This is a genomic window from Exiguobacterium indicum HHS 31, assembly GCF_001939065.1.
In the GTDB taxonomy this organism is placed as follows: Bacteria; Bacillota; Bacilli; order Exiguobacteriales; family Exiguobacteriaceae; genus Exiguobacterium_A; species Exiguobacterium_A indicum.
On sequence record NZ_MPSZ01000001.1, the window covers coordinates 516,972 to 531,336 of the forward strand.

Sequence of the window (14,365 nt, forward strand, 5' to 3'; positions counted from 1 at the left end):
CTATGCGTTCGATAAAATATGTTTTACTTTTAGGCGTCATCTGTATTGTGTCTTTAGGAATTTATGTGGGACAAGTACTTTCATTCGATAAGACGAAATTTGTCGTTGAAACAAAAAAAGGTGATCCAAACGAAGAGGTCGTTCAAAACATGCAACTTCGTCTAGGTGAGTGGGGACAAAATCCGAATGAATATGTCCTATCAACGGATGGGAATATGACAAAGAGTAGTCAAACAATACTTTCGTTACTTTTCTATGATGAATCCAATTGGACAGATGCTCCACGATCGTTCCAACAATTCGCTTGGAGGAATAATACACATGTGTTTACAAAAGATTCGATTACATATGGAATCAATAGATTAAACGAAAATAAACTTGAACTTCAGTATTGGAATGCACAGACTAATAAATTGGCAACCTTGAGGGTTAAGCTGCCTGAAGATCAAATGAATAAACAGTTACGTTTTTCTCCGTTTCAACGAACAGGGGATAAGTTACTTATTGATGCGACTCCTCTTAATAGACAGATTGAAAGAGAATATATTTATCAAATCGATTTAAAAAAGAAATCGATGATTAAAATCAAGTTACCTGACCGTTTAGGAAAAGAGGATACGATTCGATCGTTATACAATGGAAAAATGATTGTCGATCAAGTAAAAGAATTGGAATATCCGGATGATTTTTTAAACGAAACCGTAGTAAAGGATGGTCGAAAAACAAAAGTTTTAAAAGAATTCGATGGAGTTTATGAATCAAGTGTCATAAACGATGGAAAATACTATCTAGGACTTCTTGAAATCTCTGTAAATCCATCGAGCAAGAAAAAGGTGAAATGGGTAATCTATGATGTTGAGTCAGAGCGACTAATTACTAAAACGATTGACCTCAAAACACCAACATCAGATAAAGACTTTTCCCATACGAGCTTTACTATAAATCACGACCATATCTATTTCGCTTATCGAACGAAAAAAAATGAGGTCAAATCATTAGTGATCAATCCACTAACATCTGAGGTTATTTACGAAGCTAACGTTCAGAAACAAGGGTCGAAAAATGACATCATCCTAAATGAAGTCACAACAAATTAATAAAATTAACCAATTTCCATTCTTAATTTGAAACCTCCCGTTTTCTTCCAACGTATAAAGATTATACAAAGGGGGAACTCACATGCAATTCTTGATTTTTGTCGTCTTCGCAGGTGCCATGTATTGGTTCTACTACAATTTCTTACTCGGATACCGCAAGAAAAATATTACGCTGACGTTCGACGATCGCTATTATTCACTCGACGAACATGTCGCAGCAATCGAACAAAAGCTTGCAACGGATGGGCATTCGGCACGTTATCTCGGTGACCGTCGCTTTGAAGTCGATGGTAAACCTTATCTGTTCCTCGAGCGGACAGTCTCAGTCGGCGGGGTTCCGACACAACAGACGATTCTCGAGCAACAAAAAAAATAACTCTCCCGCGTACGGGAGAGTTTTTTCGTTAGACCGGAATCCGGTCCAGGGGATGCGGTTGTTGCGATGAGCGATACCAGCGGATGATCCAGTGATCGATGCCGATTTGATACGCAAAGCGTCCTGCAGCCAGTAAGGCGATTGACGCTGCTAAGAACACTGGGTTCAACGCAATCGTCCCAGCGAGTAAGTAATTGAGATTCATGATGCTTCCGACGACCAGTGCAGGAACCGTCAACAGACTAATAATCAACAGGATCCCGACGACGAGTTCCGCGAACGGAATCAAGGCGTTGATCAGCCCGACGTTCGGTAAGGCGAGTTGCTCAATCCACGTCGCGTACCAGGAACTGACGAATGCGTCTTCACCAGTTGACTTCGCGAGCGCTCCTTCGAGAAACGGTTTTGCATCAAAGCCATTAATGTACTTACCGATTCCAGCGATGAACCACTGGATTCCGAGCCAGAGTCGGATGATCGTCAACAGACCGAGACCGATGATGTGTAATGCTTTCACTTTCAGACACTCCTCTACTACAACATAGTCCCCATCATACTGAAAAATCATCAGCGAGATGGGGACTATCATCATAACGTCATCGAACCGTCATCGACCTGTTACAAAAAAGGATAAGGTAACGGTTTCATGACCGTTGATCGAGGCGATGACTGATTGCAGTCAATAAAGCAGCAACGAGCGCAACCAATCCACCGACGAGTGCCGTGTTCATCATCGGACCGTTCGCATAGACGATGCCACCGAGTGCCGAACCAAAAGCGATCCCGACATTACTCGCAACCGGCATCAATGAAGCAGCGAGTCCTTTTGCTTCCGGGTTGAACTTTTCAGCGAGGTCGATCAAGTAGAGCTGTGTCGAAGTCGTCAGTAAAATCGACATCAACGACATCAAGGCGATGTTGAACAGACCAAGCGAAAGGGATGCTGTCGTGAAGTATAACGCAGCAAGAACGATTGCTTGCACGACGAAGACGAATCGTAAGCGACCCATCGGATTTTTACTGGCGATCTTGCCGGCAAGGATGTTACTAAAGATCGAGACGACGCCGTAAGCGAGTAAGATCGGACTGATCCACGTCTTCGCAATCCCGAGTTCCGTTTGTAGGATTGGTACAAGGTACGTGTAGACGACGTAGGTTGCCCCGAATCCGAACGATGGAATAAAGAAAGCGATCAGGATCCGTGGGTTGGCGAGCAGTCCAAGCTGCTCCTTGATTGAACCGGAACCCGTCGATTGTTGGACCGGAACGATTTTCCACACGGCGAGGAACGCGATCAATCCCATGACTGTTGTCAGCCAGAACGTGGCTTCAAAGCCAGCATGTTGACCGATGAACGTACCAATCGGGACACCGAGAACGTTCGCAAGTGTAAAACCACCGAAAATGAACGAGACGGCGACACCGCGCTTCGCGACAGGTACACCGTCACTGGCGACGACCATTGCGAGCGAGATCAAGACACCAGTCAGGATGGCTGTCAGAATGCGGGTTGCGAGCAATACTTCGTAACTTGGTGCAAAACTACTGGCAAGATTCAATAGTATCCAAGCAAGTAAGAGACGTAGGATCAGACGACGCCGTTCCAGATGACCGGTCAGCGACATGACGATCGGTGTACCAATCGCAAAGGAGATGGCAAAGGCTGAAACGAGCGTACCTGCTGTTGCGATCGTGATATCAAGAGCTGAGGAGATTTCAGCGAGGATCCCGACGATGACGAATTCGCTTGTTCCGAGAACGAACGTCAGGAGCGACAACGTGGCAATCAAGAGCCAATCGCGTCGACTTAAACGAGTAGTAGGTGACATGGATGATTCCTCAATTCTAGCGCTTGCGCGCGAAACTATGAGTAACAGGATAGCATGAAACGATTTCGTCGGGTATCGCAAAGCGAGATTTCGGGAAAAGAACCATTATTCAAAATAGCGTGTGAATTTCCAGGCGTACTGTTTTTTGCGTATACTACAGAAGAAGACTACTTATAAAGGAGTGGAAACGATGCAAGCGACAGTGACATGGAACAAACAGATGGGGTTTAGTGGACAGACGGAATCAGGGCATCACCTGGCGATGGATGCAGCACCCGAAAACGGGGGTGAAAACCAAGCGCCGCGACCAACTGAACTACTGCTACATGCCGTTGCCGGCTGTACCGGAATTGATATCGTTTCGATCTTAGAGAAGATGCGCTTGACGATCACCCATTTCGAAATGGATATCGAAGGAGAACGGGCAGAGGACCATCCGCGGCGTTTTACGTCGATCTCGATTCATTACCGGCTCGAAGGTGATCTCCCGGAAGATAAGGTCCGTCGCGCCATCTCGTTATCAAAGGATAAATATTGTTCGGTCTCGCAATCCCTGAACGCTGAGATTTCCGTCTATTATTCGATCAATGGTGTGCGGAGCGAGGATCCTTTGTGAAGAAAGTAGTACTGATCGGTTGCCTGTTGCTTGCAGGGTGTGCGCAGGAGACGACGGAACCAACGAAATCATCACAACCGGAAGCGAAACAACCGACAGAAGAAAAGAAACCGAAACCTGAGCCAACGAAAGAGGAACGACAACAAGCACAACTAAAGCAACAATTGGCAGCGATGTCGACGTCAGAAAAAATCGATCAACTGCTCTTTATCGGAGTCGCCGGCACGGAACTTTCAGCAGCTGACCGGAAATTGTTACAGACGCATGCAATTGGCGGGGTCTTATTGCTCGGCGGAAACATTACGTCGGAAGAGCAACTCTTGACGTTCACGCGTGCGATTCAAGAGACGAACCAAAAAACGTATGCCTTCGTCGGGATTGATGAAGAAGGTGGACGCGTCAGCCGGGTACCGGATCAACGATTACGGTTACCGACGAGTCAACGGATAGCGCAAGGAGCAGATGAAGTGAAAATGGAAGACGTCGGACGTACGCTCGGTCATTTGTCACAATTTTATGGTTTCAACATGGACTTCGCGCCGGTCCTTGACGTCAACAGTAATCCGAACAATCCGATCATCGGCGACCGTGCGTTAAGTGCTGATCCGAATACCGTCGCGACGCTTGGTACGGCCCTGATGCACGGGATGCAGGAGACGGGAACGATTCCAGTCGTCAAACATTTTCCCGGTCACGGCAATACGAGTGTCGATTCCCATGTCGGGCTACCGAAAGTGACGGCATCAAAGGAAGAATTGAAGCGGACGGAACTGTTACCGTTCCAAGAAGCGATTCAAGAGGGCGCCGAGATGGTGATGGTCGCCCATATTCTCTATCCCGCGTATGACGATACGAATCCGTCCTCGCTCTCAAAGCCGATCTTGACTGACCTCTTGCGTCAGCAACTCGGATTCAACGGTGTCATCATCACAGATGATCTCGTCATGGGGGCGATCACGAAACAATATGGTCTCGCGGAAGCGGCACGTCAGTCGCTCGTCAACGGAGCTGATATGGCGATGTTTTCAGAGGCAGGTGCTTACACAAGGGTTCATGCTGAAGTGATGCAAGCCGTCAAAGACAAAACGCTGACGCTGGAGATGCTCGACGCTAAAGTAATGCGCATCCTGAAGCTGAAGCAGACGTATGCCGACAGCCAAGAGCAACAGCGACCGACGAAATCGGAGCTGATTCAGCAAGTGGAAGCGCTCAACTAGGACTAGCGAAGCAAAGCGACTCATGCTAGACTAATGGGGCAAGCCAATTAAACACGAAAAGACACTAGGGGAGTCTCCCAGCAGACTGAGACGGAAGTATCCGGACCCTTTGAACCTGATCTAGTTCGTACTAGCGGAGGGAAGTGGCTCGAAACCCTAGATATCCTTAGCGCTTCAGCGCATTTTCGGACCACTCCCTTCAACATCGGGAGTGGTCCTTTTTCGTATGGAAAGGAAGAGCATGATGCGTTTACATCTGATTTCGACGGGATCCATTAATCCGCTTGACGAAATAAAGACCTTTCAATCCCTTCAACCTTATACGGATCAGCTACATCTACGTGAACCGAACTTGTCAGCAGCAGAATTACTTGATCTGATTGAAGCACTCCTTGGGCATGGTTATTCGCCTGATCAGTTAACGGTTCATGACCGGGTCGACGTCGCCCATGTCGCCGGCATCGGTGTGCAGCTGACGCGCCGGTCCTTGCGTGTCCGTGATGTGCGACGTTATTTTCCGGACCTCGTCATCGGGAAATCCGTTCATTCACTGGCAGAGGCACTGGCAGCAGAAGCGGAAGGAGCCGACCGACTGCTGTACGGTCATATATATCCGACAGCGTCGAAGCCGGACGTGCCACCACGAGGGATCGACGCATTAAAGCAAGTCGTCACCTTCACGACGAAACCAGTCATTGCGATCGGTGGGATTACACCAGAATGCATGCCTGAAATCGCAGCGACCGGTGCAACCGGAATCGCTGTCTTATCGGGTATTCTCGGTCAATCGGATCCACTCGCCGCCATCAGGCGTTACCAGGGGGTTCGCGTATGACGGATCACATCATCATCGGCGGCGGAGTCATCGGGTTGACGCTTGCTTACGGTCTCGCCTGTCAGAATGAATCCGTCGTCGTCTTAGAACGTGGAACATGCGGACGAGGAACGAGCCGCGCAGCTGCCGGGATGCTTGCGACGGACATCGAGCTGAGAGCAGAATTGCATGCACTTGCCGCGCGAAGTCGTCGTCTGTATCCACTGCTTGCACGTCGACTCGAGCGAGAAACAGGCATCGATTGTGGATACCGGGAACAACCGTTTTTGTTAAAACGTAAAGGACGCGAGCATCTGTTTCCAGCTGTCGGTCAAATCGATCCACGACGACTGACGACTGCATTGATGTATGCCTTACACGCACGTGGCATATCGATTGAAGAACAGGTAGATGTCACACGCATCGAAGAGAACGATGACTTCATTAGGATCGAATCGAATGCGGGAATCTGGACCGGACGAACGGTGACGGTTGCTGCCGGACGCGGGTCGCAAGCCTTGCTCGATACAGCTGACATTTCGATCGCGACATATGGGGTCAAAGGGGAAGGTCTCGCCGTCCGTCTCGCGGGTCAGCCGTTACGCTCGATTCTGTTTGACGACGCCGGCTACCTCGTTCCGAAAGCAGACGGTCGGATTTTGATCGGTGCGACCGAACTGCCGCACGACGAGACGGTCGGTGTCAGTGTCGCTGGAATCACGTCATTGCTTCAAGCAGCAGAACGACTGTATCCACCGATTCGTGACGCGGTCATCGAAGAAGTCTGGTCCGGTGTACGACCGCAAACGGCGTCCGGCTTGCCATATATCGGAGTCGCCGATTCATCCCGTCGGATCTTCCTAGCGACGGGGCATCATCGGCATGGCATATTACTCGCACCGGCGACAGCGGAAGTCTTGGTAAATACATTACGGTTGATTCAGAAGGAGGAAGTCCGATGAACATTACGATTAACGGCAATGACCACACGATCGAACAGATTAAAACGATTGAGGACATGCTCACGCAACTCGGCTTAGGGGAAAAGCTCGTCATCGTCGAACAGAATCGACAAATCATTGATCGTACGGTGTACGGTCAGACGGTCGTTCGGGACAATGACACATTTGAAATCGTTCATTTCGTAGGAGGAGGATAAACATGCTGAAAATTGGAGGAAAGACATTTGAATCACGATTATTACTCGGAACAGGGAAATATACGGATACTACGGTACAGCAAGAAGCAATCGATGCGTCTGCTTCACAAATCTTGACGTTCGCCGTCCGTCGGCTCGATATCTTCGACAAACAACAAGCGAATTTCTTGGAGTCGCTTGATTTAGCGAAGTACGATTTACTGCCGAACACGGCCGGTGCGAAAACGGCGGAAGAAGCTGTTCGGCTTGCGAAGCTTGCGCGGGCATCCGGTATGTGCGACATGGTTAAGGTCGAAGTGATCGGTTGCGACAAGACGTTATTACCTGACCCGATCGAGACGTTGCGGGCTTCTGAAGAATTACTTAAAGAAGGCTTCATCGTCTTACCGTATACGTCGGACGACGTCGTCCTTGCACGACGACTCGAAGAACTCGGTTGTCACGCCATCATGCCGGCGGCGTCACCGATCGGCTCCGGACAAGGTATTCTCAATCCGCTCCATTTGCAATTCATCATTGAGCAGACGACGGTCCCGGTCATCGTCGACGCCGGGATCGGCTCGCCGACCGACGTCGCCTATGCGATGGAGCTCGGTGCGGACGGTGTCTTATTGAACTCCGCTGTCGCCCATGCGAAAGATCCGGTCAAGATGGCGCACGCCATGCGACTAGCTGTCGAAGCAGGGCGCTTCGGATACGAAGCGGGACGAATCGAGAAAAAACAGTATGCGGTCGCGAGTAGTCCAACGAGTGGATTGATTCGATGAACCGTTACTCACGGCAAACTCGATTTCAACCGATCGGGGAAGCGGGACAAGCACGCTTAGCAGCAGCAAAGGTACTGATCATCGGCATGGGAGCGCTCGGAACGGCATCGGCAGAACAACTCGTTCGCGCCGGTGTCGGTGTCGTCCGAATCGTCGACCGCGACTATGTCGAGTGGAGTAATCTACAACGACAACAGCTTTATACCGAGGAAGATGCGCGTCACATCGTACCAAAAGCGATTGCCGCAAAAGCACGGCTTGAAGCGATTAATTCGACGGTGACGATCGAAGCGCATGTAGTAGACGTCGACCGGGCAGCGCTGACGTGGCTTCTCGATGATATCGATCTGATCATCGACGCGACGGACAATTTCGATATTCGTTTGCTGATGAACGACATGGCGTTGATGCGTTCGATTCCGTGGATTTATGGTGGCTGCGTCGGCAGTTATGGGATCACGTTTACCGTCCGTCCCGGGGAGACGCCGTGTCTGCATTGTCTACTCAATCAATTACCTCGTGATCAGGAGACGTGTGATACGGCGGGAATCATCGGACCAGCTGTACAGATGGTTGCTTCCTTGCAGGTGACAGAAGCATTGAAGTGGTTGAGCGGAAAGACGGACGCCATGCGGACGCGCTTGCTAGCGTTTGATGTCTGGTCGAATACGTTTCAACAAATTAACGTCCAGTCACTGAAGAAAACGGAGTGCCCGTCGTGCGGCATCGATCCGTCCTACCCTTACTTATCGGATCAAACGGTTCGTTTCACGGCACTGTGCGGTCGGGATGCCGTTCAAATCCGCGGAGACGGACAGCGGGATCTGGAACAGTTGAAACAACGTCTCCAGCCGGTCGCTGCGATTTCCGCCCATAATCCATATTTGCTGGCGTTTACGACGGACGAACATCGGATGGTCGCTTTCCGAGATGGACGTGTTCTGATTCATGGCGAGGCGGATCTCGTCAAAGCGAAACGGCTCTATCATGCCTATTTCGGCTAACGTTCACAAAACAGTAAAACTAATTTTAAATATATATGTTTTAAATGTTTGAAAAACAGGTAAATAAGACTTCAGACATAAATCGGTCTACAAGTTTTGAACGTGAAGAGGAGTGATTCAGATGAAACAAGAATTCGATCCAATCAAGGATCAAGCACAGACGGAAGACGCCCAAGCAGTTGTTCAGCAAGCCAACTGGAATCCGGATCGGTACCGGACAAACTTGAACCCATTCTATCTGTCACCTTGTAGTGTCGAACGTAGAGAAGACGTGCATCAGGATGCATCGAAAATTCTCGAAGTCGAGACGTCGTCGCCCCTCCAACAACTTTTTGAACACAATCAAGCAACGCATAAATCAGAACAATCGGGCAAAAAATTTAAAACAGGCATCGTCGTCGGCGTCGGTGCGATCATCGGCGGATCGGTTTCTGTGATTCGTTCCGTTCAACGCTTTAGAAAACAACGGACGAAATAACACATTCGTCACGAGAGTGAAAAAAGCAGGAGGCATTCGCCTTCTGCTTTTTTGTATATCCCCTCAATCTACAAGTAAAATGAGGGTGATATGTGTTCATTTTTTTATGAAATCAAAAATCATGAACCGGTTACGTTATCGAATACAGCAGATTTACCGTTTAAATAGACATCGATGATTTCATGCTTAGAATCTAATGTTAATTTAAAGACATGTTGTTTCATTTTCTTACTAGTATCGTTAGATTCGTCCAATTTTATTTTCACTGTATCTTCTTTTGATTCGAGATCAGTAGTAATTGTTTTCTTTGTGTTATAGACAATATAGGCGATATCATCTTTCGTGTTAATCAATTGCAAAGTAGAGTCAGGATTAATTTTCATTTGTACATCGTTAGGTATTGTCTGTAACTCACTACTCAAACTGAGTTTAGACTCGTTGGTGCTACAGGCAGATAATAAAGTACATAACAGAGCTAACAGTATAAGTCTTTTCACGTTTTACCTCCTCATATTTCGATGGATGATTCATAACGATTAAAGTTTACGAAAGTCCTGACATGATTCAATTATTACTTGAGATATAACGACACTAGCTTAACACAAAATACATTTATTGGATATTGGAAGTGGTCGAAAATAAGGTTTTTCAAAACATCAAAATTTCGTCAGATTTGTTTGAACATCGTATAAATCACCTAAGAAATTCAGGTGAAAGATAACGTATAGTGCTTCTCTTTAATAATAAAAAGTATACTTTTTATTTCTTCAAACTCATTGTTGAGTCGCTAAGAAATATGATGACTCCTGCTTTTTGTGTTCCAAACGGATGTTCGTCGCAGAACGAACGCTCGCATGCTACACTTAAGCTACTATATTTAAAAAGTGAGTGTGATGAAGATGAAATGGATACATACTGCCGATTGGCATCTCGGCAAAATCGTTCACGGCGAGTCGATGCTCGAGAACCAGCGGGCGGTCTTAGCGGATTTTTTGACACTCGTCGACCGCGAACAACCGGATGCGATCGTCATTGCAGGTGACTTGTACGACCGCGCTGTACCACCAACGGAAGCCGTCGAACTGCTTGACGAGACGCTCGCTGCCTTGATTCTCGATCGAGACATCCCGGTCGTTGCGATCAGCGGAAATCACGATTCGGCCGAACGGTTAAGTTTCGGAACGACGTTACTCCAACGGGCCGGACTGCATCTCGTCGGAAAACTAACGCCGGTCATTACTCCGGTCACGATTAAAGGAGTGTCGTTCTATCCAGTGCCATTTGCCGATCCTGCGACCGTTCGGTACGTGTACAAGGACGAAACGATCAAGACACATGATGATGCGATGCGGACGATCCTTGCCGGGTGTAGTCCGGACGGACCGAGTGTCCTCGTCGGTCATGCCTTTGTGATCGGTGGACTCGAGACGGATTCGGAGCGGCAATTGTCCGTCGGAACGGCAGGACAGGTCAGTGCGAGTCAGTTTGCACCGTTTACGTATACGGCACTCGGTCATTTGCACAATCCGCTTGCGATTCAATCCGAGACGGTTCGCTACAGCGGATCGCTCTTGAAATATTCATTCTCGGAAGCCCATCATGTCAAAGGAGTCGATGTGTTGACGTTGAACGATGCGGGTACGTTCGATCGTCGGTTCGAACCACTTGCACCAAAACGTGATTTACGGGAACTGACTGGAAGTCTCACTGAACTGACAGATTCGGCATTCGTCGCGACACAAGACACGGACGATTACTTAAAGATCAACCTAACGGACGGTGAAGCCTTGATGGATCCGATGGGCAAGCTGAAGAAAATCTATCCGAACATCCTGCACCTCGAGCGAATCGGATTCGTCCGCGAGAGTACGCGGGCAGTCAAGGCGTCGCGTGAACAAGTCAAGGATGCATCCGTTGCGGATCTATTCAGTGAGTTCTATGAAGCAGTCCGTGAGAAGAAACCGACGGAAGCGATGCAAGCCGTCCTGAAGGAGGAAGCGACATGCGCCCAGAACGACTGACATTACGTGCCTTTGGACCGTTTGCTGGTGAAGAGACGATTGATTTCACGGCACTTGCCGGACGGACGATGTTCGTCATCTCCGGGAATACCGGAGCAGGAAAAACGACGATCTTTGACGCATTGACGTTCGCCCTGTATGGCGAGACGTCTGGCGGCGAACGGGAAATGAGCGAACTGCGAAGTCATTTTGCCGTGCCCGAGCAAAAGACAGAAGTTGAACTGGAGTTTACGCTGAAAGGGGAACGGTACCGGATCATCCGCCAACCGAGTCAACCGCATCCGGTCAATAAAACGGGCTACTCGCATGAAGCGGAGCTCGCTCGGTTCGACGGAACGACGTGGAAACCGCTCGCGGTCAAGATTCCGGAAATCAAGCAACGGGTTCAAGAGCTGATTCAGCTCGATCATAAACAGTTTTCGCAAATTCTCCTGTTGCCGCAAAATAAGTTCCGCGAACTGTTGATGGCAGAGTCAAAAGACAAACTCCAGATTCTCAAACAGCTGTTTAAGACGGAACACTATGGTGAGTTCCAGCAACGTTTGCACCGACAAGCGCTCGATCTTGCGGCACGCATCAAGGAAACGAAGACGAAGCAATGGGCCAAGCTTGAGGAACTACCTGTGCAAGCGAACTGGAGTGAACTGACGGAAGGCGACATCCGGTTACGGATGGAAGCGTTGACGACCGAACGGGACGAGTGGTTAACGGCTGCACGTCAAGCTGAAGTAGAGACCCGTGCGATTGTCGAGAAGAAAACGACGCAATTGCAACAAGGCGAGCAACTCGAAGCGGTTTTCCAAGAGCAGGAGCGACTTCAACAGACGGAACAGTTACTACTGGATCGCCTTCCGGAAATCAAACAGATGCAAGAAGAAGCAATGGCGGCTGAACGCGCTCAAATCGTCGCACCGATCTATGACCAGTGGCAACAGGATCAAGAACAATTGACGCAACTCACGCATCGAAAACAGGAAACTGAACAGCACATCGCTCGCTTGAAAGAGCAACAAGAGGTCGTTCAAGCAAAAGTGGATCGATTGCTAGCGGAGGAACCACAGAACGAGCAACTCAGTCGTCGCCTCGAAAAGATTCAAGAAGAACGCGAACGGTTGGAAGCAGAAACGGCTTTACGACAACAACAGCAACAACTAATCGAACGTTCGAAGCTTCTGGACCCAGAGCCATTACGGAAGCAACTCGAACAAGCACGGACGGAGCGTAAGACTGTTCAAGAACAACTGCATCCATTGCAAAACATCGGAGCAGAGCGCTTAAAGGTGCAAGAACGACGCTTCATCCTGCAACAGCTGGCGACGAAGATGGCGGAACATGACAAATTGGAAGCAGAACGGCAACAGCTGATTGTCCGCGGTAAAAGCGTTCGGGATCAAAAAGAGGCAGCAGCGCGCCAATACGAAGAAGCGCGCAGATACGAACGGGAACAACTGGCTGCTGAACTTGCCAAAGGATTGACAGACGGGACGGCTTGCCCAGTCTGCGGCAGTACGTCGCATCCACAGCATGCTGTCGCCGTCGTAAAGGAACTATCCGTCGATGTAGCGCAACAGCGGTTCCTAGAAGCCCAACAAGCGCATCAAGAGTTACAAGCCTCGTACCGAACGGTTGCCGAACGTCTCGGACAACTGACGACCGAGATTCAAAAGACGAGTGAAAACGAGTCATCTCATGCAGATGTTTCAGCACAGCTTCGGGAAGTCGAACAGACGGAAGCCCGATTAGCGTCAGCACAGACGGAAAAAGCGCGTCTTGAGACTCGCCTGCAACAACTCGAGCAATCCATGGATCAGCTACAACTGAAAATCGATGCAATGATCAAAGACCGGACCGTCATCGAATCGGAATTGGCACACTTGTCTGGTCGCCTAAGTCAATCAGGAGCGTCAGAGAAATCGCTATCAGCACTCCGTGAGGAACAACAACAGGCAGAAACACGTATCGAGCAGTTCAAACAAGACAAACAACGCCAGCTACGCGAGAAGGAACAGCTCGATCGTGACTTCGCGGAACACCAAGGTCGATTCCGTCAATTGACTGAGGCATCTGCTGAACAAAGCGACCGATTAACGAACCGCGAAAACGAATTGCAAGCTGTCTTGGCAGAAGAAGCGTTTATGACGATTGAAGCCTTCCGCGAAGCGAGACGGTCTCGTGAAGAACTCCGTCACCTCCAAGAACGTTTGGAACAAGATCGCCTCGAACGGCAGGAATTGAAGCTGAAACAGGAACAAGCCCGTTTGAAGACGGAAGGTCAAGTGCGTCCGGATCTTGAACAGTTGCGGATGGATGTGAAGATGGTGTCGCTCGAACTGACGGAGCAGACCGACCGACGAGTCGGGCTCGAGAAGGAACGCGCACATATCGATCAATTGATGGCGGCCTGGGAAAGCTTGCAACGCCAGATTGAGGACGAGGATGCGAGATACGGCATCATCGGCGAACTCGCTCGCGTTGGTGTCGGGGAGAATGCGCAACGGATGACGTTTGAGACGTACGTCCAGACGGCATACTTTGATGAAATATTGTTCGCCGCAAACCGACATCTGCACGAGATGACCTCCGGGCGTTTCCAGCTTGAACGGAAAACGGAGGCGGGAAAAGGGCTTAAGAAATACGGGCTTGATTTAAATGTCTTTGACGCTTACACGTCGCAAACACGGCATGTCAAGACGTTATCCGGTGGCGAAAGCTTTAAAGCATCCCTTGCCCTTGCGCTCGGGTTGTCGGAAGTCGTTCAAGAAGCGAGCGGTGGCGTGTCACTTGAGACGATGTTCATCGATGAAGGATTCGGAACACTTGATCCAGAATCACTTGAACAAGCAATCGAGACGTTGCTCTCGATTCAAGCGAGCGGTCGCATGGTCGGGATCATCAGTCACGTCCAGGAACTGAAGTCACGAGTTGACGCAAAAATCGAGGTCAAACAAGGAAAAACGGGGTCGACGATTGCACTAGTCGTCGAGTAA

15 protein-coding genes and 1 riboswitch are annotated in these 14,365 nt (G+C 49.2%); of the genes, 12 read left to right on the plus strand and 3 right to left on the minus strand.

All coding sequences use genetic code 11. The features are described from left to right. Window positions 1-2 precede the first annotated feature (2 nt). Window positions 3-1,097 (plus strand): hypothetical protein, encoded by a 1,095-nt coding sequence (locus N179_RS02615; RefSeq protein ID WP_075642105.1) that lies wholly within the window; start codon window positions 3-5, stop codon window positions 1,095-1,097. 82 nt (window positions 1,098-1,179) lie between these two features. Further along, on the plus strand, window positions 1,180-1,473 hold the full coding sequence (locus tag N179_RS02620) for a hypothetical protein (protein ID WP_075642106.1): 294 nt from the start codon (window positions 1,180-1,182) through the stop codon (window positions 1,471-1,473). Window positions 1,474-1,501: 28 nt separating this feature from the next. Here N179_RS02620 and N179_RS02625 read toward each other — a convergent pair whose 3' ends face one another. Both N179_RS02625 and N179_RS02630 read right to left on the minus strand, forming a co-directional pair. Further along, window positions 1,502-1,990 carry a DoxX family membrane protein gene (locus tag N179_RS02625; RefSeq protein ID WP_158024747.1) on the minus strand — a complete coding sequence of 163 codons (489 nt, stop codon included), beginning with the start codon at window positions 1,988-1,990 and terminating at the stop codon, window positions 1,502-1,504. A gap of 127 nt (window positions 1,991-2,117) precedes the next feature. Then, a complete protein-coding gene (locus tag N179_RS02630) occupies window positions 2,118-3,302 on the minus strand; it encodes an MFS transporter (RefSeq protein WP_075642107.1) in 1,185 nt (394 codons plus the stop codon). Between the two features lie 190 nt (window positions 3,303-3,492). Between N179_RS02630 and N179_RS02635 the strand changes: the two genes are divergently transcribed. The 8 genes from N179_RS02635 to N179_RS02670 all read left to right on the plus strand — a co-directional run bounded on the left by N179_RS02635 (window position 3,493) and on the right by N179_RS02670 (window position 9,357). After that, window positions 3,493-3,918, plus strand: coding sequence for an OsmC family protein (locus N179_RS02635; RefSeq protein WP_023467853.1), 426 nt, complete (start codon window positions 3,493-3,495; stop codon window positions 3,916-3,918). After that, window positions 3,915-5,135, plus strand: coding sequence for a beta-N-acetylhexosaminidase (nagZ, locus tag N179_RS02640; RefSeq protein ID WP_075642108.1), 1,221 nt, complete (start codon window positions 3,915-3,917; stop codon window positions 5,133-5,135). Before N179_RS02635 ends, nagZ begins: the two co-directional genes overlap by 4 nt. Window positions 5,136-5,191: 56 nt before the next feature. Next, window positions 5,192-5,294, plus strand: a riboswitch (TPP riboswitch). An 82-nt stretch (window positions 5,295-5,376) separates the two neighbouring features. Beyond that, window positions 5,377-5,970: a thiamine phosphate synthase gene (locus tag N179_RS02645; RefSeq protein ID WP_075642109.1), complete on the plus strand. Its 594-nt coding sequence runs from the start codon at window positions 5,377-5,379 to the stop codon at window positions 5,968-5,970. Further along, window positions 5,967-6,911, plus strand: coding sequence for an FAD-dependent oxidoreductase (locus N179_RS02650; protein WP_058713597.1), 945 nt, complete (start codon window positions 5,967-5,969; stop codon window positions 6,909-6,911). The genes N179_RS02645 and N179_RS02650 overlap by 4 nt, the downstream gene beginning before the upstream one ends. After that, entirely contained in the window at window positions 6,908-7,108 is a 201-nt protein-coding gene (thiS, locus tag N179_RS02655; RefSeq protein ID WP_058265252.1) for a sulfur carrier protein ThiS, read from the plus strand. The genes N179_RS02650 and thiS overlap by 4 nt, the downstream gene beginning before the upstream one ends. 2 nt (window positions 7,109-7,110) lie before the next feature. Beyond that, window positions 7,111-7,875: a thiazole synthase gene (locus N179_RS02660; RefSeq protein ID WP_075642110.1), complete on the plus strand. Its 765-nt coding sequence runs from the start codon at window positions 7,111-7,113 to the stop codon at window positions 7,873-7,875. Continuing rightward, window positions 7,872-8,879: a ThiF family adenylyltransferase gene (locus N179_RS02665; RefSeq protein ID WP_075642111.1), complete on the plus strand. Its 1,008-nt coding sequence runs from the start codon at window positions 7,872-7,874 to the stop codon at window positions 8,877-8,879. Before N179_RS02660 ends, N179_RS02665 begins: the two co-directional genes overlap by 4 nt. 121 nt (window positions 8,880-9,000) lie before the next feature. Further along, window positions 9,001-9,357 (plus strand): hypothetical protein, encoded by a 357-nt coding sequence (locus tag N179_RS02670; protein WP_023467859.1) that lies wholly within the window; start codon window positions 9,001-9,003, stop codon window positions 9,355-9,357. A 119-nt stretch (window positions 9,358-9,476) separates the two neighbouring features. On the opposite strand, the gene N179_RS02675 is transcribed toward N179_RS02670, so the two are convergent. Beyond that, window positions 9,477-9,854 carry a hypothetical protein gene (locus N179_RS02675; protein ID WP_075642112.1) on the minus strand — a complete coding sequence of 126 codons (378 nt, stop codon included), beginning with the start codon at window positions 9,852-9,854 and terminating at the stop codon, window positions 9,477-9,479. 402 nt (window positions 9,855-10,256) lie between these two features. On the opposite strand from N179_RS02675, the gene N179_RS02680 reads away from it, so the two are divergent. Both N179_RS02680 and N179_RS02685 read left to right on the plus strand, forming a co-directional pair. Next, window positions 10,257-11,378 (plus strand): exonuclease SbcCD subunit D, encoded by a 1,122-nt coding sequence (locus N179_RS02680; protein WP_075642625.1) that lies wholly within the window; start codon window positions 10,257-10,259, stop codon window positions 11,376-11,378. Continuing rightward, window positions 11,360-14,365 carry an AAA family ATPase gene (locus tag N179_RS02685; protein WP_075642113.1) on the plus strand — a complete coding sequence of 1,002 codons (3,006 nt, stop codon included), beginning with the start codon at window positions 11,360-11,362 and terminating at the stop codon, window positions 14,363-14,365. Before N179_RS02680 ends, N179_RS02685 begins: the two co-directional genes overlap by 19 nt.